The organism is Haloarcula argentinensis DSM 12282 (assembly GCA_000336895.1).
In the GTDB taxonomy this organism is placed as follows: Archaea; Halobacteriota; Halobacteria; order Halobacteriales; family Haloarculaceae; genus Haloarcula; species Haloarcula argentinensis.
This window is the reverse complement of record AOLX01000025.1, coordinates 1-22,949: the sequence shown is the minus strand read 5'-3', so window position 1 is coordinate 22,949 and position 22,949 is coordinate 1. Positions and strand designations below refer to the sequence as shown.

27 protein-coding genes are annotated in these 22,949 nt (G+C 63.2%); 12 read left to right on the top strand and 15 right to left on the bottom strand.

Features of this window, described 5'->3' with window-relative positions:
• The first annotated feature begins 67 nt into the window (after positions 1–67).
• Together C443_RS15415 and C443_RS15410 are read left to right on the top strand one after the other, a co-directional pair.
• A complete protein-coding gene (locus C443_RS15415; protein ID WP_005537503.1) occupies positions 68–808 on the top strand; it encodes an ABC transporter ATP-binding protein in 741 nt (246 codons plus the stop codon).
• Positions 805–2,415, top strand: coding sequence for a hypothetical protein (locus C443_RS15410; protein ID WP_193363483.1), 1,611 nt, complete (start codon positions 805–807; stop codon positions 2,413–2,415). The genes C443_RS15415 and C443_RS15410 overlap by 4 nt, the downstream gene beginning before the upstream one ends.
• Here C443_RS15410 and C443_RS15405 read toward each other — a convergent pair.
• On the bottom strand, positions 2,412–3,014 hold the full coding sequence (locus tag C443_RS15405) for a hypothetical protein (RefSeq protein ID WP_005537501.1): 603 nt from the start codon (positions 3,012–3,014) through the stop codon (positions 2,412–2,414). The genes C443_RS15410 and C443_RS15405 overlap by 4 nt on opposite strands.
• A gap of 70 nt (positions 3,015–3,084) precedes the next feature.
• On the opposite strand from C443_RS15405, the gene C443_RS15400 reads away from it, so the two are divergent.
• Positions 3,085–4,263 (top strand): MBL fold metallo-hydrolase, encoded by a 1,179-nt coding sequence (locus tag C443_RS15400; RefSeq protein WP_005537500.1) that lies wholly within the window; start codon positions 3,085–3,087, stop codon positions 4,261–4,263.
• Positions 4,264–4,276: 13 nt separating this feature from the next.
• Here the strand turns inward: C443_RS15400 and C443_RS15395 are convergent, their stop codons facing one another.
• From C443_RS15395 to C443_RS15385, 4 genes are all read right to left on the bottom strand, one after another.
• Positions 4,277–4,570: a DUF6432 family protein gene (locus C443_RS15395; protein WP_004958397.1), complete on the bottom strand. Its 294-nt coding sequence runs from the start codon at positions 4,568–4,570 to the stop codon at positions 4,277–4,279.
• A 248-nt stretch (positions 4,571–4,818) separates the two neighbouring features.
• Positions 4,819–5,499, bottom strand: a complete 681-nt coding sequence (locus tag C443_RS15390) for a hypothetical protein (protein ID WP_049944090.1) — start codon at positions 5,497–5,499, stop codon at positions 4,819–4,821.
• Entirely contained in the window at positions 5,493–5,900 is a 408-nt protein-coding gene (locus C443_RS21290) for a hypothetical protein (RefSeq protein WP_152423056.1), read from the bottom strand. The genes C443_RS15390 and C443_RS21290 overlap by 7 nt, the downstream gene beginning before the upstream one ends.
• 62 nt (positions 5,901–5,962) lie before the next feature.
• Positions 5,963–7,240, bottom strand: coding sequence for a PKD domain-containing protein (locus C443_RS15385; RefSeq protein ID WP_005537497.1), 1,278 nt, complete (start codon positions 7,238–7,240; stop codon positions 5,963–5,965).
• Between the two features lie 148 nt (positions 7,241–7,388).
• Between C443_RS15385 and C443_RS15380 the strand changes: the two genes are divergently transcribed.
• Positions 7,389–8,243 carry a DUF7093 family protein gene (locus C443_RS15380; protein WP_005537496.1) on the top strand — a complete coding sequence of 285 codons (855 nt, stop codon included), beginning with the start codon at positions 7,389–7,391 and terminating at the stop codon, positions 8,241–8,243.
• 38 nt (positions 8,244–8,281) lie between these two features.
• On the top strand, positions 8,282–8,674 hold the full coding sequence (locus tag C443_RS15375) for a DUF5611 family protein (RefSeq protein ID WP_005537495.1): 393 nt from the start codon (positions 8,282–8,284) through the stop codon (positions 8,672–8,674).
• A gap of 402 nt (positions 8,675–9,076) precedes the next feature.
• Here C443_RS15375 and C443_RS15370 read toward each other — a convergent pair whose 3' ends face one another.
• The 3 genes from C443_RS15370 to C443_RS15360 all read right to left on the bottom strand — a co-directional run bounded on the left by C443_RS15370 (position 9,077) and on the right by C443_RS15360 (position 11,266).
• A complete protein-coding gene (locus C443_RS15370) occupies positions 9,077–9,844 on the bottom strand; it encodes an ABC transporter permease (protein WP_005537493.1) in 768 nt (255 codons plus the stop codon).
• A complete protein-coding gene (locus C443_RS15365; RefSeq protein ID WP_005537492.1) occupies positions 9,841–10,785 on the bottom strand; it encodes an ABC transporter ATP-binding protein in 945 nt (314 codons plus the stop codon). The genes C443_RS15370 and C443_RS15365 overlap by 4 nt, the downstream gene beginning before the upstream one ends.
• 121 nt (positions 10,786–10,906) lie before the next feature.
• On the bottom strand, positions 10,907–11,266 hold the full coding sequence (locus C443_RS15360; RefSeq protein ID WP_004514932.1) for a cell division protein SepF: 360 nt from the start codon (positions 11,264–11,266) through the stop codon (positions 10,907–10,909).
• A 145-nt stretch (positions 11,267–11,411) separates the two neighbouring features.
• Here C443_RS15360 and C443_RS15355 point away from each other — a divergent pair, with 145 nt between their 5' ends.
• Positions 11,412–11,831 (top strand): hypothetical protein, encoded by a 420-nt coding sequence (locus C443_RS15355; protein ID WP_188852811.1) that lies wholly within the window; start codon positions 11,412–11,414, stop codon positions 11,829–11,831.
• Positions 11,832–11,857: 26 nt separating this feature from the next.
• On the opposite strand, the gene C443_RS15350 is transcribed toward C443_RS15355, so the two are convergent.
• Positions 11,858–12,337, bottom strand: a complete 480-nt coding sequence (locus C443_RS15350) for an RNA-binding protein (RefSeq protein ID WP_005537490.1) — start codon at positions 12,335–12,337, stop codon at positions 11,858–11,860.
• 95 nt (positions 12,338–12,432) lie between these two features.
• Here C443_RS15350 and C443_RS15345 point away from each other — a divergent pair, with 95 nt between their 5' ends.
• The gene (locus C443_RS15345) at positions 12,433–13,344 is read left to right on the top strand and encodes a cobalamin-binding protein (RefSeq protein ID WP_049944089.1); all 912 of its coding nucleotides are present in this window, start codon (positions 12,433–12,435) and stop codon (positions 13,342–13,344) included.
• Here C443_RS15345 and C443_RS15340 read toward each other — a convergent pair.
• From C443_RS15340 to C443_RS15320, 5 genes are all read right to left on the bottom strand, one after another.
• Positions 13,341–13,712, bottom strand: a complete 372-nt coding sequence (locus C443_RS15340; RefSeq protein WP_005537488.1) for a DUF5658 family protein — start codon at positions 13,710–13,712, stop codon at positions 13,341–13,343. The two genes, C443_RS15345 and C443_RS15340, sit on opposite strands and share 4 nt — an antisense overlap.
• A 95-nt stretch (positions 13,713–13,807) precedes the next feature.
• On the bottom strand, positions 13,808–14,623 hold the full coding sequence (gene ubaA, locus C443_RS15335) for an SAMP-activating enzyme E1 (RefSeq protein ID WP_005537487.1): 816 nt from the start codon (positions 14,621–14,623) through the stop codon (positions 13,808–13,810).
• Between the two features lie 82 nt (positions 14,624–14,705).
• Entirely contained in the window at positions 14,706–15,692 is a 987-nt protein-coding gene (locus C443_RS15330) for a methyl-accepting chemotaxis protein (RefSeq protein ID WP_005537485.1), read from the bottom strand.
• Between the two features lie 89 nt (positions 15,693–15,781).
• Entirely contained in the window at positions 15,782–17,284 is a 1,503-nt protein-coding gene (locus C443_RS15325) for a carboxypeptidase M32 (protein ID WP_005537484.1), read from the bottom strand.
• A 98-nt stretch (positions 17,285–17,382) separates the two neighbouring features.
• A complete protein-coding gene (locus C443_RS15320) occupies positions 17,383–18,465 on the bottom strand; it encodes a M20 family metallopeptidase (RefSeq protein WP_005537483.1) in 1,083 nt (360 codons plus the stop codon).
• A 110-nt stretch (positions 18,466–18,575) separates the two neighbouring features.
• Here C443_RS15320 and C443_RS15315 point away from each other — a divergent pair, with 110 nt between their 5' ends.
• The 4 genes from C443_RS15315 (at position 18,576) to C443_RS15300 (ending at position 22,319) form a co-directional block, all read left to right on the top strand.
• Positions 18,576–18,854: a hypothetical protein gene (locus C443_RS15315; RefSeq protein ID WP_229727302.1), complete on the top strand. Its 279-nt coding sequence runs from the start codon at positions 18,576–18,578 to the stop codon at positions 18,852–18,854.
• A gap of 106 nt (positions 18,855–18,960) precedes the next feature.
• The gene (locus C443_RS15310) at positions 18,961–20,838 is read left to right on the top strand and encodes a PINc/VapC family ATPase (protein WP_005537481.1); all 1,878 of its coding nucleotides are present in this window, start codon (positions 18,961–18,963) and stop codon (positions 20,836–20,838) included.
• Between the two features lie 100 nt (positions 20,839–20,938).
• Positions 20,939–21,760 carry a YqcI/YcgG family protein gene (locus C443_RS15305; protein WP_005537480.1) on the top strand — a complete coding sequence of 274 codons (822 nt, stop codon included), beginning with the start codon at positions 20,939–20,941 and terminating at the stop codon, positions 21,758–21,760.
• A 1-nt stretch (position 21,761) separates the two neighbouring features.
• Positions 21,762–22,319, top strand: coding sequence for a cysteine hydrolase family protein (locus C443_RS15300; protein ID WP_005537478.1), 558 nt, complete (start codon positions 21,762–21,764; stop codon positions 22,317–22,319).
• Positions 22,320–22,365: 46 nt separating this feature from the next.
• On the opposite strand, the gene C443_RS15295 is transcribed toward C443_RS15300, so the two are convergent.
• Entirely contained in the window at positions 22,366–22,629 is a 264-nt protein-coding gene (locus C443_RS15295) for a winged helix-turn-helix domain-containing protein (protein WP_005537476.1), read from the bottom strand.
• Positions 22,630–22,754: 125 nt separating this feature from the next.
• Between C443_RS15295 and C443_RS15290 the strand changes: the two genes are divergently transcribed.
• Positions 22,755–22,949 (top strand): EMC6-like membrane protein (locus C443_RS15290; protein ID WP_449271422.1); only part of this gene is annotated, 195 nt, incomplete at its 3' end.

The window sequence follows — 22,949 nt, the reverse complement described above, 5'->3', positions numbered from 1 at the left end:
CCGGGAGGCTCGGGTAGCGGACTCGCCAACAGCAAGACCTTTTCACAGTCGGTGCGGCACTGCCCGTATGTGCCCTCCAGCACCCGCAATCGTCACCGAGGGGTTGACGAAGCGCTACAGCGGCGTCTCGGCAATAGAGTCCCTCGACCTGACGGTTCCTCGCGGGAGTGTTTTCGGTTTTCTCGGCCCCAACGGTGCGGGCAAAACCTCGACGATTCGCATCCTGACGACGTTGACGAACCCGACGAGCGGCACCGCACGGGTGGCGGGCGAGTCGGTCGCCGACCGCGCCGCGGTGGTCGAACACATCGGCTTCCTGCCCGAAGAACCACCGCTGTACGATGAACTCACCGGCCGCGAGCAACTGGAATACGTCGCCGGCCTGCGCGGGCACGAAGACTGGGACCGCGTGGAGTCGTTGCTCGACCGGTTCGACCTCGATACGGACGCCGACCGGCGCGTCGAGACGTACTCGAAGGGGATGAAACAGAAGCTCGGCCTCGTTCAGGCGCTGTTGCACGACCCCGACGTGCTCTTTCTGGACGAACCGACCTCGGGACTGGACCCGCGGGCGGCTCGGACGGTCCGTGATACTATCAGCGAGGTCGCGGCCGCTGACACGACGGTTTTCCTCTCGACGCACATCCTGCCCGTCGTCGAGGAGTTGGCCGACACCGTTGGTGTCCTGTACGACGGCGACCTCGTCGCGGAGGGGTCTCCCGAGGAACTGACCGGCAGCGTCGAGTCCGGGAGCACGCTCGAAGACGTGTTCCTCGACGTGACCAGCGAGCACCCGGGTGAGCGATGAGGCGACCAAACGGACGGCGGACGAGACGGATCGCACGGACGGAACTGCGGCGCACTTGGCGCAAGCTCATGGGCACGACGCGCGGGACGCTCATGCTGCTCGGCGGTGGATTGGGCATCATCATTTACAGTCTCGCTATCGGCGCGGGAGCGTTCTTTTTCGGTGGCTTCCTCGCCGACAGCGACGCCCACACGGTCAGGCTTGCGACGACGGCAGGTATCGTCGGACTGCTCGGACTCGTCGGCTTCTTCACACTACAACACACGGTGAAGTCGGCCGGCGAGCCGGATGCTGGCGACGGCCTGCTGACGACGGTCCCCTACGAGGACGCGGCGGCCGGGCTGTTGGCCGCTGAGGCCGGTCGCGTGTCGCTCGCGCTCGCCGTCCCGATTTTGGCGCTGGTGGGCGGGCTTGCAACCGGTGATGCCGGGATGCTCGTCGCTGTCGTGGCTCTTGTCGGGTCGGTCGCGGTCGCCCTGCTGGGGACGGTCCTCGGCTTCGGCCTGGGGCTGGTGACGAAACTGGTGGCAAACCGCTCGGCCTTCATCGCGCGGCATCGAGCAAGCGTCGGAGCCGCCGTCTCGCTCGTCCTGCCGCTTGGTTGGGTCGCGATGACGACCGTCCCGACAGTACAGCTTCGCGTGCTCCAACTGGCGACCCAGTCCCCGCTCTCGTGGCCCGCCGACGTGGTCCTGCTCGTGCTGGGAAACGGCGGTAATCCGATCACGGCCGCCGTCGCCACAACGGGAATTTTCGGCGCGCTCCCGGTCGGCGCAGTCGCGTGTCTGTGGCTAGCCGGCCGGATCTGGTATGCCGATCCGGTCCAGCCCGATCACGAGTTCGACGCCGATGAACGAACGCTCTCGGACCGTCTGCTGAGTGGACGGGTCTCGACGGCGACTCGCGTCGTCGCCCAGAAGTCGTGGCTCCGAGCCAAGCGAGCCCCCGTTACCGTCCAGTTCGCTGTCATGCCGTTTTTCTTCCTGGTGTATCATCTCCAGATCGTCATTCTGGATCGAGTGGTCCCGCCGACGCTCCCGCTCAGTGCCGGCCTCGCCAGTGCAGCGGCGTTCGGGGCCGCATTTTCGCTCAATCCGCTCGGCGGCGAGGAAGGAGTGCTGCCGCTGACACTGACCGCCAACGTCTCCGGCCGGGCGTTCGTCAGCGGGCTCGTCCTTGCGGGCGCACTGCCCGGCGTTGTGGTGACGACGCTACTGGTCGCTGGCCTCGGCGTCGCGGCCGGAACGCCACCGGTCACGCTCGCTGCTGGACTCACAATTGCACTGGTCGCGACTGTCGCCGCGCCGGCCATTGCCGTCGGAGCCGGCGTCGTGTTCCCGAAATTCGAGTCGGCGTCAGTGCGGGGCCACGAAGTGGTTGTTCCGAGCGGCTGGGCGTTCGGGCTGTACTTCCTCGTCCTCGGCGTGGCCGTCGCACCGGGGAGCCTGACGTACCTGCTCGCCGTTCGCGACCTGTTCGCGATACCGTTCGGCAAAACATGGCTCCTCGGCGGCGGACTTGTAACCAGTATCGGGATCGCCGTTGCTGGCGCCATCGCCGGATTCCTCTATGCCGCCAACCGTGTTGCGACCTACCGACTTGACTAGCAGATCGGCTTCGGGTCCAGTCCCATCGCCTCCAACGTCTCCGCGTAGTCGTCGTACGCCGCCCCGATAGCGTCCGTCGCTGCCGTCGCTGCCGTCTCGCGCTCGGATTCCGAGAGATGTTCGAGGGCGGTCATCCCGTCGTCGAGTGCCGACGCCTCCTCTCGAATCTCGCGGAACGTATCGGCTCGCTGCTCGTCCGCCTCGTTGATGAAAAAGCTCACCACCTGCAAGTAGAACCGGTCGGCGACTAGCGGCGCGGCGACGAGACCGGCCCCGAGGCGCCGTGCAGTCCCGCTAGCAGTTCCAAGCTGGTCGATGAACCCATCGGGGTCACCGGCGTCTGCGTCGATGCGGTCCGCCCGCCCGGTCGCGGCCTCGGCGGCTGCCTCGAACTGGGTCGCCACGTCGCTGTCTGTCTCGGCGGCCCACTGACCGAGGATATCTGCAAGCCCTGACTCGCGGGTCGCCGCTGCTGTGAGCACCGCCTCCGTCTCCAGTGTCGCATCTGTTGCTGCGATAAGCACCTTGTCCGAGCCCAGTCTGTCTCGCTCCGTCTCAGTCTGGTCACGGACGGCGTCGATAGTAGCTCCAGCGTCCATACCTCCGCTGGGCGCGGCAAGGGCTTGAAATCCCCGCCCGATTTATCCGCCGGGGAGCGCTACAGTCGGTATGGCTGAAGACTACCCTGACCCGCCGGCGGACCCGCCGTCACTATCGGCAGCGACGTTGCAGGCGAAGCTGGACGCCGGTGAATCAGTCCGGCTGCTCGACGTTCGCGACCGTGACGAGTACGCGGAGTGGCGACTCCGCGGCGAGTCGGTAACGGCAACACAGCTTCCTTTTACGAAGTTCCTCCAAGCGAAAGTGACCGGCGAAGTGGACAGCCTCGTCGCTGAGGTGGTCGGCACCGGCCCGATAACGGTTGTCTGTGGCCGCGGCGAAGCCAGCGCCTTCGTCGCCGGCCTACTGACTGAACACGGCGTTGAGGCGCAGAACCTCAGCGACGGCATGGAGGGGTGGGCGCGGCTCTACGAAGCTCGCGAGATTCCGTGCGACGCCGCAACTGTCCTCCAGTACCGTCGTCCGTCGTCGGGCTGTCTCGGTTACATGATCGTCAGCGACGGCTCGGCTGCCGTCGTCGACCCGCTCCGGGCCTTTACGGACCGGTACGTCGCCGACGCTGCCGACCGCGACGCCTCGGTCACCCGCGCTATCGACACGCACGTCCACGCCGACCACATCAGCGGCGTCCGCCGCCTCGCCGAAGAAACTGGTGCTGAACCGATACTTTCCGAGCGGGCAGTCGCCCGCGGTGTCGACGACGTGAGCGCACTGGCCGACGACGAACCGCTTCAACTCGGGTCGGCCACACTGGAGCCTCGTCCCCTACCCGGCCACACGACCGGCATGACTGGCTTCACTATCGGCGACGTGCTTCTGGCCGGCGACAGCGTCTTCCTCGATAGTGTCGCCCGGCCAGACCTCGAAGCCGGGACCGACGGCGCTCGTGACCTCGCCCGCGACCTCCATCGCACGCTGGCCGACCGGCTTGCAGCGCTCCCCGATGAGACACGCGTCGCCCCGGGCCACTACAGCGAGTCGACGGTGCCGGCAGACGACGGCACGTTCACGGCCCCCCTCGGCACGCTCCGCGACCGACTCCCGGGATTCGCGATGGACCGAGAGGCGTTCGTCGAGTACGTCTGTGACGACATTCCGCCGCGCCCCGCCAACTTCGAGCGGGTTATCGCCGTCAACCTCGGAACGGAGACAGCCGACGACGACACCGCGTTCGATCTCGAACTCGGTCCGAACAACTGCGCAGCCGCGCCGTCGGACGTGGTGTGATACTCGGCTGTGGCTACAACGGGAGCCGCTTGCGAATCTGGTCGAGAATCGATTCGTCTTCGTCCGGTAGCGACTCACCCACCACGCCCTCTCCTGGCAGAATGACAGTTCGCTCCCCGTTGTCCTCGACCTCGATGAGGTCGTCTGCCTTGAGAGCGGCAAGTGCATCCTCAATGCGGTCGATATTCTCTTCCGTCCGCGACCGAAGCTCGAAGACGGTCATCCCCTCGTCGCGGCGGTCAGCGAGCGCATCGAGCACCGCAACCTCTGTGTCGTCCCGGTCGCGATACTCCGGCTTCGCTCTCATATGTCCCTCTAAAACCGGCTGGGTCTAATCTTTGTCCCTCGGAATTTTGATATACTGCTCTGTGAAGCAAACCGTACAACACCGGTGTCGAAGATGAGGCTTGCCGTCTCGCTCGTCCAGTCACCTTAGATTCTGTAACCGGTCCTTTCGGACCGTTACAAGTGGAAAATATACTTGGCTTACTCATAGGCAGTGCGGTCGTCACCGACAACCGCTCTGTAGCACATAATATTGAGATGACTGGCCCTCTACTTCCACTTTTCATGATATCCTGGTCCCTTCTTTACGGTCCCGGCATATTTTCCGGCATACACCGTCATTGACCAATCACCGGTTGAATACTTCCACGCCCAGACGTACTTGATGTACCGCGTCTCGAACATCTCACCGTCTTCCGTAACAAACGTGACGTTGACTGTGTCAGGAATATACGTGTGGTCCTCTTCGTCAAATCCCCTTGTGTTCTCATTATAATTAGCCACAAGGGCATAATAATTCAAAAGAGGGTCACGCCGATCGGTTACGATTTTAGTCCGGTTTGTGGTATCCCGCATATTAACAGTCACATGATAAGTGTCGTTCTCAGGGAAGGTTTCGGTTTCTTCAAGCACGCCACTTCTATTAGTTATACGATACATTCGGTGCATATCCTCATCGAACTCTGCAAACTTCTCAGTCTTCGTTAGCTCTTCCCTATCGGATTCGGTTTCTATTGGCTCAGGGTTTGAGCTTTCAATAGCTTCGGCCGTTGGCTCGGACGTTAGCGTTTCAGTAGCCTTGGGTGTAGGCTCAGGTGTAGCTGCTGGCGTCTGCGTTGGCGCAGCTGTCTGTTCGGTTGGCCCACTCCCCCCCACGAAGCCGGAACATCCGGCAGACATAATCAGGAGAGAGATAGCGACAGCACTATATAGAGTGTTAGTATCTACCATGGTTCTTGAGTCTCGTTGTTGAGGTCTGTATCCCTGTTATCCTCTTCAACGAGCAGAGGGATCGGGACCTCAGTTGAGGTCGGCATTAGTTTTGACGTCGAACTAGCTGCCGGCCCGCTATCGTCCAGTCTCACTGATGAGGCACGCACGGTCCCACCGCCAGAGGCGAAAATCGGAATATCGTGAATAGGAGCAGCGAAGACAACTACGAAAACAAATGGGGTCAAGCCGCTGGCAAGTCCATTACCTGACTGGATATCGGACAGCCATAGGTATTCATCTGCATAGCCATGCCCGTTCCACCACATGAAAACCGGAACAGCAATTGGGAGTAGCAGAGCGCCTGCAACTGTCGTTAGTATGTAAACAACAACCTCTGCGACACTGTGATTTCGATTCATTCTATCTCAAAATCAATTTCTATTTCTTATAAAACCTACGCTGAAAATAATACTGAAAACACCTACCAGAGACTCCAGCCGTCATCGTCATCGCTACCATCGTCACTACTGTCATCGTTGCTCCCTCCGCCGAACCAACCGCCGCTGTCATCATCATCGTCGTCGCCCTCACCACTGAACTGACCACCGTCGTTATCATCATCGTCGCTACTGCCGCTATCGTCATCATCGTAGCTCCAGTCATAGCCACCGTCATCATCGTCATCATTACTGGAATCTCCACCTAGATCGTTTGGCACGCTAGAGCCTGGGCGAGTACTACCGTCAGAATTAGAATTGCTAGCAGTGCTATCGGTGCTGCAGTAACTGCATTCATCATTATTACTATCGTTACCACCGCCATCATCGTCACCATCAGAAGTTGAGCGTTTCCTCTCTTCCGCTTCATCCGCTATCTCATTAACAGTCTCCTTGCTGAATACTCCGCCATAACCGTCTTCAGAGAGCGAATCCAGTTCATTTTCGTCTGCTATCTTAGTGAGCTCATTGTCAACGTACACATGCAGGCCATCCCGTCCGTCAGTATCGACAAAAGTATCTCCGATTCGCATAGCAGCACTCGTACAGCCCCTGTTCTGCCCGTCAGCGTAGTAGTTCCCGCTGCCACCCGAGCAACTGTTGCCACCGCCACCACTGCCGGACGAGTCGGCGACCTGAATCGTCCGGTTGGCGACGCCACGCCGTCCGGCGGCATCGTAGGCGACCGCACGGACAGACACAGAACCGGAGTTGTTGAACGTATGCGTGATAGTCGAGGTCCCATTCTCGCCGGTGAGTCGCGTCTGGTTTTGCGCGGTGCCGTTGACGACCCACGCGAGTGTTCGGAGGTCGGCATCGCCGGCAGTCGCATTGGCAGTCAGATTCCGCCGGAGGCCGACGGGGACTGCGGGCGGGGCCGAAACTGAGACTGACGGCCCGCCGGCGGCCACCACGTCGACGTGGAGCGTGTCCGAACGCGATGCCCCGTCATCATCAGTAACAGTGACGGTGACGTTGTACTGGCCGGTGTCGGCCGGGGAGAACGTCGTCTGGCCACAGGTCGGGCAGTCGGGCGTGCGTGTTGTGCCGTCCGGTTTTTCGATGGACCACTCGGTGTTCTGTATTGTGCCGTCGGGGTCGCGCGAGCCGTTAGCGTCCAACTGAACCGTCGTGGCCCGCTGGACGGACTGGTCTAGTCCGGCGTCGGCAAGCGGTGGCTGGTTCTCGGTCGCCACCGCTGTCCCGCCGAGAAGCGCCGAGAGGGCGAGGACCGACACCACGAGTGTCGTCGTCCGCTGCATTGGAGTAGCGTAGCACCGGTACCAGTTATAAAATTTCACAATCTGGACTGAAATTAACACGTCACAGTCGTGAAACAGGTGGCGTTCTGTCACGAATTGTCGAGCCAACGGGCAGGGTTTAAGTACACCACGGTGGGAAGTTCTGGCAATGGGTCTCAAATGTTCCGTCCTCGGGCACAAGTACGGTGAGACCACCGTCGAGCGCGAGCGCGAAGAGCAGGGTAGCGAAGTCGTCATCACCATCCAGGAACGGGAGACCTGTGAGCGGTGTGGAAAGACGCGAATCGTCTCGGAAAACAAGGAGGTAACGGCTATCGAGACGCCGTCGGACATCGCCAGTGACCTCGTCGAAGACGAGTCCGAATCCGAAACGGCGGAACCCAAATCACCGCCGGCAGACGAACCGACTGACAGTGCGGTCGAGTCCGATGATGAGGGTGCAGAGCGTTCGGACAGCTGGGACAGCGTCGACGACCCGGTCGAAACACCGGGTGGCAGTGAGATCGGCGATGACGTCGTGGACGACGGCGAGCCGGTCGATCCATCGGCCGACGATGCCGAGATCATCGACGACAGCGAGGAGGAAGAAGAGAGCGGCGACGTGGAACTGGACGAGCCGACGACGACGGTCGACGTCCCGGACGCCGAAGGCGAGGAACCGGTGACCGAAGACGAGACTGATCCGGAGAAGGACGACGGACTCATCCTCGGCGAGGAAGAGGAGACGGAGTCGGCCGACGATGACCGCCAGCCCGGTGAGTGGCCCGATGAGCCGGGAGACGACGGGGACGGCTGGTCGCCAGAGACGATGCCGGTCGACACCGGAACGGACGACGATTCGGATGTCGAGCCGACCAGCGATAACGCCGTGACGGTTCCGGAAGGCGAGTTCGCCTGTCCGGAGTGTGGATTCACTACCGAGGTAGAATCGACATCGTTGCGCGCCGGGGACTTCTGTCCGGAGTGTCACAAGGGGTCACTTATCACCCGTGGCGAGGAGTGAACGCAAAGGGTAAGACAGCCCCTCGCAAAAACTCGCCCATGCGAGAGTACAAGATGCGACGGGGCGAGCATCTCGAAGACCGCGTCCCTGACATGGAAGCGTTCGTCGAGGAGTACTTCGGCGAAGTGACGGATACAGAAGAGTACGAGGGCAACGACCTACTGGTCGTCGACGACCCCGACAACCCCGTGTTCGACCGTGTTGTCGCGGGCCGCGTCGAGTATGGCTCCAAGAAAGACAAAATCGCGCTCCACATCGACGAGCGACCGGCAGAGGATGTCATCGCCGAGGGCAACGTCGATGCGGCCGAGGACGCCGTCGCCGTGAAGAACGATTTCCTGGAAGAAGCAACCGACCGCGACGCGAAGGCGCGACGCGATTCGCTGAAGCGCTCGGTTGAGGACGACGCCGACGCCCCGGACAACGTCTAACGGCGGTCGTCGGGCGCACAATGTCCACGAGTGCCGGCAGGCTGATACTGCGTATCGGTTCGGCACGGCCCGCGTAGGCATCCGGAAATTCTTCGATATCGACACTGAGTACCGCCAGTATCACTCAGCGTCAGACGGGCGTCACATCTAAATACGCTTGTGTCATAAGTTCACATACGCCTCGCCCGGAGGCGCGCACAAGTATCCGGGGCACGAGACACCCCTCGTGTTGCCACGGAGCCAGCTCCGGGGCAGCCTGTCATAGTTTGTCCGCCCGCCGGAGCGGACCCAATCCGGCATTCGCGGCCAGGTCAGTTATCGAGCCGACATTCCCGTTTTATCGGAACGATATTCGCGGGAAAACACAGCCGTTGATCGGAAGATTCGACAGTCAGAAGGGTGCTATTCGGCAAGTCCGTAGCCGCGTCTGAACAGCACGTAATCGATTGACAGCACGACCACGGTCGTTCCGGTCAGGACGGCCAGTGATGTGTTCGGGTCTATTTCGGTGACGCCGATCATCCCGTAGCGGACGCCGTTGACCATGTATACCATGGGGTTGAGCAGCGAGACGCTCCCCCAGAATTCCGGGAGTTCTTCGAGCGAGTAGAACACCGCGCCGAAGAACACCAGCGGGCGGAGGATGAACTGGTTCATCACCGTGAGGTAGTCGAAGTCGCTCGACCAGAGGCCGCCGATGACGCCGAGCCCGCCGAACAGTGTGGTAATCACCAGCAGGAACGAGACGAGATACACGGGGTTGGGGACTGAAACCGAGGTGAATATCAGCCCCACGCCGATGATCAGCAGCGACGTGACGATTCCCCGGAGCGCGCTGGCCGAGACGTAGGCCGCCACCATACTTCGGTTCGACATCGGCGAGGTGAGAACAGCCTGAATGTAGTCGTTCCAGCGCCCGTGGAAGATAGTAAAGGAGGCGTTCTCGAAACTGTCCGAGATGGCCCCCAGCACGACCAGTCCGGGCAGGACGAACTGGAGATAACTCCTGCCCGCGATCTGCCCAATCTGGCTCCCCAGAATCACGCCGAACACGGAGAAATAGAGTGCGTTCGTGATGATCGGCGGGAGGAAGGTGTTGTACGGGCGGCGGACGAACCGGAGGATTTCCCGGCGGACCAGCGTCAGGAACTGCGTCGTGTTCTGATTCATGCAGACACCTCCGCGTACTCGCGGTCGTCGCGGGTCATGTCGACGAACACCTCTTCGAGCGACGCGCGGCGGATGTCCAGCGAGGTGACGGTGTGGCCCTGTGCTTCGAGTTCCCGCATGATCGACGGCGCGGTCTGGCTCCCGCCCATCGCAGTGACGGCCAGCCCCTCGTCGGTCAGTTCGACGTCGGTGACGCCCTCAACGTCGAGTCTCGGGGTCGTCCGGGGCATCTCGGCGAGGCCGAGGACGATGGTATCCGTCCCGCGGGCCATCAGGTCGTCGGGGGCTGCCACCTCGACCTTCTGTCCGTCGTCCATGATCGCGACCCGGTCACAGAGGCGCTCGGCCTCCTCGATATAGTGGGTCGTCAGCAGAATCGTCGTGCCGGCGTCGTTCATCCGGTTGATGATCTCCCAGAGGTCGTGGCGGAGCTGGACATCGACCCCGGCCGTCGGCTCGTCGAGGATGAGCAGGTCCGGGTCGGAGACCAGCGCACGGGCGAGGACGAAGCGGCGTTTCATCCCGCCGGAGAGCCAGTCGAAGCGCGTGTCGCGCTTGTCCCAGATGCCGACCGTCTTCAGGGCGTCTTCGGCGCGCTCTCGGGCCTCGGCTCGACCGATGCCATGGTAGCCCGCCTTGTGTTCGAGTACCTCGATGATGGGGAAGAAACGGTCGACGTTGAACTCCTGTGGCGCGACGCCGATTCGGTCGCGAGCCTCCCGGTAGTCGTCTTCCACGTCGAAGCCGAAGACCTCGGCAGTCCCGCGGTCCTTGTGGACGAGGCCGACCAGCGTGTTGATGAACGTCGTCTTGCCGGCGCCGTTCGGGCCAAGGAGTCCGAAGAACTCACCCTGATCGACTGTCAGGTCCAAATCGTCGAGCGCCTGGACGTCGCCGTAGCGCTTCTGTAATCCACTGGCGCGTATCGCCGGTTCAGTCATTGCCGCCCTTAGCGTGGCGACACCGAAAAACGCATTGAAGCCCCCGAAAACCGGCAGTTAGACTGAGACGAGCTGACAGGAAAGACAACGCGGAGCGGTACCGTAAAGAAGGGAACAGCCCCTACCGACCGAGGCGCTCGCGGGAGATACCGACGCCAGCCGGCGTGATGATGAGCTGGTCATCGTCCTTCTGGACGATGTCGCCGCCGACCTCGTTGGCGACCTGCTTGAGTTCGTCGCTGATGTGTTCCATCGTCCGGTCCTGCGTGGAGTGGCGCGTGATGTCCGCGACGACCACGTCGCCGTCGTAGACGGCGTCTTTGATGTCGATGACGTCCTGTTTGTCGCTGATACGGGCGATCCGGACCTGGCGCTCGAGTTCCGTCCCGGTCATCTCGAATTCGTTCGCGTCCAGTTCGACGTAATCCTCGGTGTTCCGAGAGGATCCAGACTCCCCGAGGATCTTGCTCATCAGTCCCATGTCACTCACGGCGTGCGCTACCCGTTTCAACTTTTCGTCCATCGAACGTATCGCCAAAGCACGCCCTGAACTTCCGTGGTGATGACCGAGAGCGGCGTGCGCTGCACAAAACGTTATGCAGGTGATCGGACAACTATCGACACAGATGCGCACGCCCTCCATTAGGATGACTCCCCGCACCGTCGCAGCCGTCGGTGGCGTGCTCTATGCCATCGGCGTGCTGTCGTGGCTGTTTGCAAACGGCGTCCATTTCTCGTCGCAGGACCCGACGAAACTCGTGTTCGGGGCCGGCTACGCCGCCGTTGGGATGGGCCTCGTAGCCGCTGTCCCGCTGTATCTCTGTAGCCGCCTCTCACTTGTCACGCCAGTGCTCGTGACGGTCTGGCTGCTCGGCGATACGGTGTATGAGTGGCTGTACGGGACACATCTCCACCCACTCTCGTCGTATCTTACCGTCTGGCCACTGCTGCTTGGGGTGGCCGTGGGAGCTGGTGTGGTCGAAGCGGTTGTTAGAATCAGCATAGACCGTTCCTTCGACCGATTCGGGCTCCGACCGCTGGTGTGACCGGAGTACGATACCAGTGGATCGCGCTACACCGAGAACTCGAACAGATCGTCGCCGACGTGGTGGAGCGATTTGACGACTTTCCCGCTGTCGCCGACCATGTCGTCGCCGCCGGTCTGTGCCCGGCCGACAGCGAGGAACTTCCCGTGGGACTCCTCGTTGATGACGACAAGGTCGCCCTTACTGACGTCATCGTCGGCCTCAGTGATACCCGGCCGCATGATGTCAGCGCCGTCCGAGACGAACGAGACGGCCCCGGCGTCGACGGTGACGATGTGTTTCTGGGGCGGATGCTGATTGGCACCTTGTACTGTGAGGAACGGTTCGCCGTTCAGATAGAGGACGAGCGGGTCGCCGTCGACGAGGACGACGTCCCAGTCGCTGTCGTCGAACTCGACCTTTTCGAAGCTGTCCGCGTCGAGTTCGACACCGAGGTTCTCCGACAGCGCCGTCGTGATGGTGTCGACCTCGTCCGAACGGAGGTGGTGTCGCGACTTGACTTCCATGCCCGCGTCTCGTCGGCGACAGAGGGTAAGCGTAACGAAGCGTGTGGGCGATGTGGTGGACGCAGGTTTTTGTCGGCGCGGGCCAAGATCGGAGTATGCGAGTCGTCACGCTCCTGCCCTCGGCGACGGAAATCGTCTACGCGCTCGGCGTCGAGCCGGTCGGTGTCTCACACGAGTGCGACCATCCGCCGGCAGCCCGCAAGAAGCCGTCGGTCAATCGGTCGCGCGTCGATCCGACGGCGTCGAGCGGCGAGATCAACGAGCAGGTCGCGGCTGCCGAAGAGAACGACGGCGTCTACGCCATCGACCGCGAGACGCTCGCGGAACTGGACCCCGACCTCATCGTCACTCAGGGCGTCTGTGACGTGTGCGCCGTCGACCACGTGCTGGTCGCCGAAGCTGTCGAGGAACTGGGGCTGGACGCCGACGTACTGACGCTTGATATCCACAGCCTCGACGACCTGTTCGAGTCCATCCACCGGGTCGGCGCGGCTGTTGGGCGTGACGATCGCGCCGCCGAACTCGTCGCTGACCTCCGGGACCGCGTCGCAGCAGTGGAGACGACAGCGATGCGGGCCGGGACGGCCCCCCGTGTGGCGGTACTCGACTGGCTCGATCCGGTGATGGCTGCCGGGCACTGGGTCCCGGAGATGATCGAGATGGCGGGCGGCGCCTACGGGATGGAAACGGCCGGCGCTCACTCCCGGCCGCGCGAGTGGGAGGAAGTCGTCGAATACGACCCAGAGGTGCTGGTGGCCGCACCGTGTGGCTTCGACGTGGCACAGACCCGCGAGAACCTCACAGACCTGACCAGACGACCCGGGTTCGACGACCTGACTGCGGTTCGGGACGGCCGGGCGTACGTGATGGACGGCCACCACTACGTGAATCGATCCGGGCCGCGGCTCGTGGACACGCTCGAGTTCCTAGCGGGGCTCGTCCACCCAGATCTGTTCGAGACACCGCCGCGGGACGCCGTCGTAGAACTTGGGACAGTTCGGGCCTAAGCGGCGGCTGCGGCCAAACCGACGTACGTGTTGCCGAGGACGACGACCGCGCCGAGGGCGACGACAGACAGGAGCCAGGCCCGCCACAGCGGGACCCGCTCGACTACGTCACGACATTCGAGCAGGACGACGCCGACGTAAAGGACGACTGCCATCTTCAGCGCAATCACGAGCAGCGGTTCGTGGATAAGGAGGACTCGTATCCACGGGTTGGCCTCCAGCCCCGGCCCGGCGAACTGCGCGGCGAACAGCGTCGACAGCGCGTCGCCGAAGCCCCAGACGAGCACCAGCGAGAACACCAGTTCGACGTAGCTGGGCTTCTCAAAGCGAACTGAGAAGGGGTGAGAGGCGTGGTCAGGACGGGACATGTGGGTCGTTGTCCCGACTCGTGGCTATCGTGACATAAACCTCGGTTCCGCAGTATCAGCCGTGAGAATTAGACAGGAGAACGGAACGGTTCCACTCAGTCCTCAGCGAGCGAACAGCGACCCTCGTAGCTGGCGTCGGCGACGCTCGCGATAGCGGGGTCGTCGCCACACACCGGGCAGTCGGGTTTGGCAGCGACAGGGATCTCCTCAAAGGACATCTCGGCGGCGTCGTAGGCGACGAGTCGCCCCTCCAGCGTCTCGCCGTAGTCCATTGCGAGTTTGACGACTTCGGTCGCCTGCATGCATCCGATAGTGCCCGGCAGGACACCGAGAACGCCCGCAGTCGCGCAGTCGGGGACGGTGCCCTCCGGTGGGGCCTCGGGGAACAGACAGCGGTAACATGGGCTGTCGCCCGAGAACGTCGTCACCTGCCCCTCGAACTGGAAGATCGCCCCGTGGGAGAACGGCGTGCCCGAGAGCGTGCAGGCGTCGTTGACAAGAAAGCGCGTGGCGAAGTTGTCGGAGGCGTCGACGACGATGTCGTAGTCAGCCACTAGATCGGTCGCGTTCTCCCGCGCCAGCCGCAGTTCGTGGCGGTCGACGGTCACGTCGGGGTTGAGCCCGGTCACGAATTCGGCGGCGCTGTCGACCTTTGGCCGGCCAACGTCGTCATCACCGTGGATGACCTGCCGCTGGAGGTTCGACCGCTCGACCACGTCGTCGTCAACGATCCCGAGCCGGCCGATGCCCGCAGCCGCGAGGTACTGGAGGACTGGTGCGCCGAGGCCGCCGGCCCCGACGACCAGTACATCGGTGTCGAGCAGCGCGGCCTGGCCCTCCGGCCCGACGTCGTTCATGATGATGTGCCGGGAGTAGCGGTCAAGCTGTTCTGGGTCCAGATCCGGTCGCATAGTGGTCGTACGCCACCCGGAGAAATAAACGACTGGTTCGTCTCGAGTGTTTTGAGCTGTAGGGCCGAGATGTCCAACCGGCTCAGTTGTTGCGCTGGAGGTCCGCAACGAGGTCGTCTATCGCCTGATTGATGTCGGTGAGCAGATCTGTTTGCTCATCGGATTCGTCGGCGATATCGGCTGTGCTGTCGGCGATATCCTTGGCTGCGTCCGTGGACTGGTCGATCATGCTGGCCACTTCCTCAGTCGAGGCGGCCTGCTGGTCCGTGGCCGTCGCGACCTCTTCGATACCGTCGTTGACTTCGCGGACGGTATCGTCGATCTCTTCGAGAATTTCGGTCGATTCCTCGACGGTGTCGATCCCCTCGTCGATCTCCTCGTTGCTCTCTTCGAGGCTCTCGACGGCGTTTTCGGTATCGTCCTGAATGCCATCGATCATCTGCTCGATGGTCGTCGCCTGCTCCTGTGACTCCTCGGCGAGGCTCTTGACCTCGTTTGCGACGACGGCGAACCCCTCACCAGCTTCGCCGGCGCGAGCGGCCTCGATGGATGCGTTCAGCGCCAGCATATTGGTCTGGTCGGCGATGTCGTTGATGACGTCGACGATCTCGTCGATCTCCTGGACGCTCTCCTGAATCGTCTTGACGTCCTCGGCAACGCTGTCGGCCGCCTGCTGGATGTTCTCCATCGCCTCGTGGACGTCGTCAGCGTTCCCCTGCCCGCGCTCGGCGAGTTCCTTCGCTTCGCGGGAGGCCGCGGACACCTCTTCGGACGACGAGGCAATCTGCTCGACCGACGCAGAGAGGTTCGACACTTCGTTTGCGATATCTGTCAGGCTCTCGTACTGCTCGGCAGCCTGTTCGCGGATGTCGGCGGTTTCCTCCGCGATACCGACTGACGATCCCTCCAACTCGGACAGCATCGTCTGAATCTCGCTTGCGGCGGCGTGACTGTAGCCGGCCTCCGTGTCGATGTTCTCCGCGATGTCGTCCTGAATATCCGCGTCGATATTATCGTCGATTCCCGACCCTGTTTGGCTCGGTACATTTTCCGTCGGTCTCTCAGCCATAGTAGTCGTCACAATGGACGGGGAATATAAAACGAGTTGCCCAATAGTATCAGAGTCGATATCTGGAACGGCGTTCGTCGACCATCGTGTCAGCAGTCGTACAGCGTGCGGTACTTCTCATCGGCGTAGTTGAGGAAGTGCTCAGCGGTGAAGGTTTCACCCGTCGCTTCTTCCACGAGGTCGTCAGTCCGATAGCGTGCGCCGTGCTGATGGACGTTCTCGGTGAGCCAGTCGTGGATCGGGTCGAACTCGCCGGCGCGGACGTGGTCGTCGAAGCCGTCAATGTCCTGCCGAGCGTGGTGGTCCAGCTGTGCGGCCAGCACCGACCCGAGCGTGTAGGTCGGGAAGTAGCCGAAGGACCCGTTGGTCCAGTGGATGTCCTGCAGACAGCCCTCGGCGTCGGTGTCGGGACGGACGCCGAGATACTCCTCCATCTTGTCGTTCCAGACCTGCGGCACGTCCGCCACGTCGAGGTCCCCGCGGATGAGGTCGCGCTCGATTTCGAAGCGGACGATGATGTGCATATGGTAAGTCAGTTCGTCCGCTTCGACCCGGATGAGGTTGTCGTCGTACACCTCGTTGAACGCTTCGTAGAACTGCTGGGCGGTGGCGTCAGTCCCGAGGTGGTCGTTGGCCGTCTCGGTGAAGAAGTCCCAGAACGGGCGTGAACGACCGACGTGGTTCTCCCAGAAGCGGGACTGTGACTCGTGGACCGAGAGGTCGCGGTTGTCGCCCAGCGGCGTGCCGTACGCCTCCTGTGGCAGGCCGAGCGTGTAGGTGGCATGGCCGAACTCGTGAATGGTCGAGCCCAGCGCGTCCAGCGGGTCCTCAGGGGTGAAGCGGGTGGTGACGCGGGCGTCGAACTGTGTCCCCATCGAGAACGGGTGGGGCGCGGTGTCGAGGCGGCCGCGGTCCCAGTCGTACCCTAGCGTGTCCAGCGCCGTCTCGACGAGAGCGTGCTGTGTGTCGTCGTCGTACGTCCCCTCAAACGGGTCCGCAAGCGTCACGTCGCTGTCGGCGATGTCGTCGATGAGCGGGACGAGCGCGTCTCGCAGGTCTGTCAGCACGTCCTCGGCGGTGTCGATGCCGAGGTACGGTTCGTATTCCTCGAACAGCACCTCGTAGGGGTCACGGTCGGGGTCGATGGCGGCGGCGTACTCCCGGCGGAGTTCGACGAGTTCTTCGAGCGTGTCAGCGAAGGCGTCGAAGTCGTCCTCGGCCTTGGCCTCCTTCCAGACCGGCAGGGCGTTCGAGGACGCCTCGGAAATGCGTTCGACCAGATCGGCGGGAACCTTGGTGGCTCGCTCGTGGTCCCGCCGGACCTCCCGGACGACAGCCGCCTGCTCGGGGTCGAGGTCGGCATCGTCGAGTTCGTCCAGCCAGTCGGCCAAGTCGTCGTCAGTCAGCAGTTCATGATGAAGCGTGGAGATGGCAGAGGTCTGCTTCGCCCGGGCCGGCGTGCCGGCGTCGGGCATCATCACCTGCTGGTCCCAGTTGAGGACGCCGCCGGCGTCCTGGACGTAGTGGAGGCGGCGGACGTGATCCAGAAACTGCTCGTACGTGGACTCGCTGTCCTCGCTCGCTGTTGCCATACGGCGGGGTTAGGCCGGCGACGGTAAAGACCCGATGCCGCCGGTAAGGGGTGCACTGGCTAACAGGGCATATCAAGGCGACACGGAACAGTCGCCAATCACTCGGACGGCCACGACTCGGCGACGCGCTCGTAGACGTTCCGACATCGTTCGACGACGGTTAGCGACACGCTCTCGTCGGCGGTGTGTGCCTCGCCGGGTTCGGCCGCGCCGACAACGACGCAGTCCGTTCCGGCCTGGGCGAGCCAGCCGGCATCGGTCGCGTGCGGTTTGACGACGTGTTCGGGTGTAGCGTCCTGAGCCGCGGTAGCGGCGTCCAGCACCCTCTCCGCGAATCCGGCGTCGCCACAGGCCATCGGCGGGAGGTCCTGGTCAACGCGCCAGGACACGCCGTCGATGGCTTCGACCCTGTCAAGCGGTGCGCGCTCGTCGGGGACCGTCCGCTCGTCGACGGTGACCGCACAGCGCTCTGGGATGACGTTCCAGGCCGAACCCCCGTCAATCTCGGTGGCTGCGACGCTCCCGCTCATCTCGTGGCCGAGCACTGTCGTCGACGGGAAGTCGAGGTCCCGAACCACGTCGACGGCGTCGGTCGCGCGGTAGATGGCGTTCGCGCCCGCGTCGGGTTCGCTGGCATGGGCCGCCGCGCCTTCGGCAACAATAGTCGACCCGCGCCGACCCTTGTGCGCGACGGCCACATCCGTGACACCGGGTGCGGAGTAGCCGGTCGAGCCCTCACCGACGACGGCGTAGTCGGGCGCGAAGCCATCCTCGATAGCGGCCTGGCAGCCGACCCCGCCCTGTTCCTCGCCGACGAAGGAGGCGAAGACCAGTTCGCTGGCGGGGTCGGCGTCCCGGAAGGCCAGCATCGCCGCGGCAACACACCCTTTCATGTCCGCCGCACCGCGGCCGTAGAGGCGGCCGTCGCGTTCTTCGATGACGTACTCGCCGTCGGCGTCGACCTGCGACTCGTCCGGTGGGACGACGTCGTGGTGGCCGACAAGTGCCAGTGACGTGTCGCCCTGTCCCTTTCGCGCGATGACGTTGCCGTGGTCATCACGGCTGACGCGTGCATTGGTGTGCTCCCGGAGCCACGTCAGGATATACTCCCCCGCAGCCGCTTCGTCGTCGTGACTGGAGATCGAAACGAGGTCGTGAGTCAGCGACGGCAGCGTCTCCATACCGTGGTTCGGGAGCGCGGACAGCAAAAAATCCGCGGCGGGCTCGCGGGGTTGTGTCTCGCCGAGTGACGAACCACGGCAGCCTAAACAATTTAGTGGTGCCCAAATACATGCCAAGTGCGTATGTAGAGGGGATGGGCTCCGAAATAGCGGTCGAAGCGGCCACAGCCGATGAAGTCAGCGAACTGCGGCGGGCACTGCGGGACAACCAGCACGTTGACCTCGTTGCGACGAACGCCGAAACAGTCGAACTCAGCGTCGAGCGGCACGGCCTCCGAGAGTTGACCCGGACGCTCCTGGTTCGCGAGCGTAGTGCTCGGAAGTTCGGCCAGGCGGCGCTCGCCGCCGCCGACCGGAGTGTCCGAACGCGGTTGCAAAAGGCCGTCTAGGTCGGCTGCGCTACAGCGTCTGTCCCGCTTTCGCAGTGTCGGTGCATAGAGACAGACAGCGTGCGGACTCCACACCCTTATCAACGGCAGTCTCCAACGTTCGTGTATGGAAATCGTACCGGACACGAGCGTGGTCATCGACGGCCGCGTGTCCGACCAAGTGAAGGCCGATGCCGACCCCGACACCGACGTCGACGGCATGGGCTTTGCCGGCGCGACGGTCGTCGTTCCCGAAGCCGTCGTCGGCGAACTCGAAGCACAGGCGAACGACGGCCGCGAGACGGGCTGGGAGGGACTCGAAGAACTCCAGACGCTCGTCGATCTGGCCGAAGACGGCCTCATCGACGTGGAGTACGTGGGCCGGCGGCCCGACGCTATCGAGAAACGAGAGGCCGGCGAAGGGCAGATCGACGCACTCATCCGGGACATCGCCGGGGACCGCGACGCGACGCTCGTGACCAGCGACGACGTCCAGGCCGAAGTCGCCCGCGCGAAGGGCCTGGCAGTGGAGTTCGTCGACCCAGTCAAGCGAACAGTCGACCGTCTGCAGATAGAGAACTTCTTCGACGAGGGGACGATGAGCGTCCACCTCAAAGTCGGTGTCGAGCCCTACGCCAAGAAGGGATCTATCGGCGACATGCAGTACACGCCGATCCGCGACAGTCCCGCGACGGAGAGCGAACTCCGGGAGTACGCCGCCGACATCGAGGAAAGCGCGCGCGCCTCGCCGGACGGCTTCCTCGAACTCGACGAGCCCGGCATGACCATCACCCAGTTCCGGGACTACCGCATCGCCATCGCGCGGCCACCCTTCTCGGACGCACTCGAAATCACGGCCGTCCGGCCCATTGTCAAGACCGAGCTGGACGACTACGAGTACGCGGACCAGCTCCGGGACCGCTTCACCGAACACCAGCGCGGCGTCCTCATCTCCGGCTCGCCCGGGGCCGGGAAGTCGACGTTCGCCCAAGCGGTCGGGGAGTTCCTCGTCGACGCCGACTATGCAGTCAAGACGATGGAGAAACCGCGAGACCTCCAGGTCGGCCCGAACATCACGCAGTACACCGAACTCGGCGGCTCGATGGAGAAGACCGCCGACTCGCTGCTGATGGTCCGGCCGGACTACACTATCTACGACGAGGTGCGCAAGACCGACGACTTCGAGGTGTTCGCGGACATGCGACTGGCCGGCGTCGGCATGGTCGGCGTCGTTCACGCGACCCGCGCCATCGACGCGCTTCAGCGGCTCATCGGCCGCGTCGAACTCGGGCTCATCCCCCAGATCGTCGACACCGTCGTCTACATCGAAGCCGGGGAGGTCGACACGGTCTACGACGTGACGACCGAAGTCAAGGTCCCACAGGGGCTGATGGAAGAGGACCTCGCGCGACCGGTCATCATGGTTCAGGACTTCGAGACTGGTCGGCCGGAGTTCGAGATCTACACCTTCAACAACCAGGTCGTGACGGTGCCGCTGAACGACGACGAGGACGAGCAGGACTCCGGCGTCGACCGCCTCGCCAAACAGGAGGTCGAACGCGAGATCCGCTCTATCGCTCGGGGCCACGTCGAGGTCGAACTCCGCGGCCCGAACACCGCTGTCGTCTGGGTCGAAGACGACGACATCTCGCAGGTCATCGGCAAGGGCGGCGGCCGCATCTCCGACGTGGAGAACCGCCTCGGTATCGACATCGACGTGCGGACCTTCGAGGAACGACCGTCCGGGCCGTCGGGCGGCCCCCAGACTGAATCCGGCGGCAAGCAGGGCGAAATCGTCCAGCCGGAAGTTACCTCGCGGCACGTCATCGTCCCGCTCGACGGGCACGCCGGTGACACGGTCGAACTGCAGGCCGACGGCGAGTACCTCTTTACCGCGACCGTCTCCCGTGGCGGCGAGATTCAGGTCTCGCGCGGGTCGGGCATCGCCGAGGAACTGGAGCGTGCTATCGACCGCGGGAGCACGATTACCGTCGTGCTGTCGTAGGGTTCAGCGAGGGGGAGCAGTCTCACGGTTACCGCCCGGAGAGTCGGGCCGAGCCGGCGAAAACGACAGCTAAATTCCGCTGGAGCGCGAGAATCTAGCTATGACCGATGCAGTCGTCGGTAGGCTACAAGACCAGGAGACGCTGGCCGCCCGAGTGGAGCGGGGCGATGCGCCAGAGTGGGTCGGGGCCCACTGGCGGACCTTCCGTGAGGGGCTGACCGGCGAGCGAAACGGCTCCCCGTTCCCCTGTTTTTTCGGCGCTGAGTCAGTTCGGGACGGTGAGCCGCTGTACACGGCTGTCCCGTCGATGAGCGACGCGGACGCGCTGTTCGACCTCGGCCAGACGCTGCTGGAGTATCTCGATACCTACCAAGACCACAGCGAGCGGGCCTCGCTAGTGACCTTCTTCCGGCCACCCGAACGGCCACTGACAGAGGCCGAGTACCACGACCGACTCTGGCACATTCTTCAGTTCCTCCACGTCCACGACCCGGAGCCGTGGCCCGAGGATATTCCGACTGACCCGGACGACCCGCACTGGGAGTTCTGTTTCGGCGGCAAGCCGATGTTTCCGACCTGCCGCGCACCGTTCTACGACACGCGAAAGAGCCGCTACTGTCCGGTCGGGCTGGAGATCACGTTCCAGCCCCGGGCGCTGTTCGAGGACCTGAACGTCACGGCCGACACCGAGGCCGGCCAGCATGCCCGCGATGTCATTCAGGGACGGCTGAAGGAGTACGACGGCGTCTGTCCCCACGCCGACCTAGGTGACTGGGGCGTCGAGGGCGACCGAGAATGGCCGCAGTATATGCTGTCATCGGACGAGAACGCCTCGCCGGATGAGTGCCCGATAACCGTGACGCGCGAGCATCCGAAATCGAAGTGGCTCGTCGAGACGCCCGCGCCGGAGCTGGCTGACTGAGATGGTCTCGCTTCCCGAAACGCCGGTGCTTGTGCTGGTGGATTTCCAGCAAGGATTCGACGACCCGGTGTGGGGGACACGGAACAACCCCGACGCCGAGGCGAACGCGACGCGCCTCCTTACTGCATGGCGAGAGCGCGATCTGCCAGTTGCGCACGTTCGCCACGACTCTACTGAGCCGGACTCGCCGCTTCGGCGCGGTGAGCCAGGGTTCGCGTTCAAACCGGAACTGGCGCCCAAAACAGGAGAGGCGACGTTTGCGAAGCGCGTCAACGGCGCGTTCATCGACACCGGACTTGCGGACTGGCTTCGCGACAATGCCTCCGAGACGCTTGTCATCTGTGGCCTGACGACTGACCACTGCGTCTCAACGACGACGCGGATGGCCGAAAACCGCGGGTTCGATGTCGTCGTCCCAGGCGACGCGACAGCGACGTTCGACCGAACGCTCGACGGGGAGCGCTTCGAGCCGGATCTCGTCCATCGAACGGCGCTGGCGCACCTGCGTGGTGAGTTCGCGACGATCGCGACGACGGACGACGTGGTCGCGTCGCTGTAACGGCAAGCTCCTGACCGCGCTGGGAAACAGCGAGCGAGAAGGCGAGTCAGTCCGAAACTGCGGCGTCTGCTTCTGCCGGTTGTTCGGTAATCTCGTAGAGGTTCTGTCGCGCGTCGGCGAAGTACACGTCTTCTTCGATAACACCGACTTCGTCGAGTCGTTCCAGAGCGTATCGGACGGTCCGTGCCGAAAGCATCGACTCCTCGACGATGCCTTTCTGTGTCAGTGGGCCGTCGTACTCCAGAACCTTGTACACGAGCTTTGCGCTCGGCGGAAGGTCTGCGATGGCTTCCCCATCAGAGTCCGTCATTACCCGTAATCACAAGCGCCGGGCGCATAAAGATTGAGGAGTCAGTCTCACCGGCACATGCGTTCGCGACCGCGTCACAGTGCTGAACCGCGCACCTTTTGGTTGCGGGTAGTGGAACGTGTGGTATGGCTACGGAAACGGCGGACGGAATGAGCTCCCATATGCGGGGGCTCTCTGTCACGACGCTGACAGCCGTCGCTGGCATCGCCGCCGCGTTTGGTTCTAACGCGCTAGCGGCCACGCCAAACGACCCACAAGGCGTGCTCGTCCTCGCGGTCGCTATCGCAGCACAGTTCCCGATCTGTCTCTTATACACATCT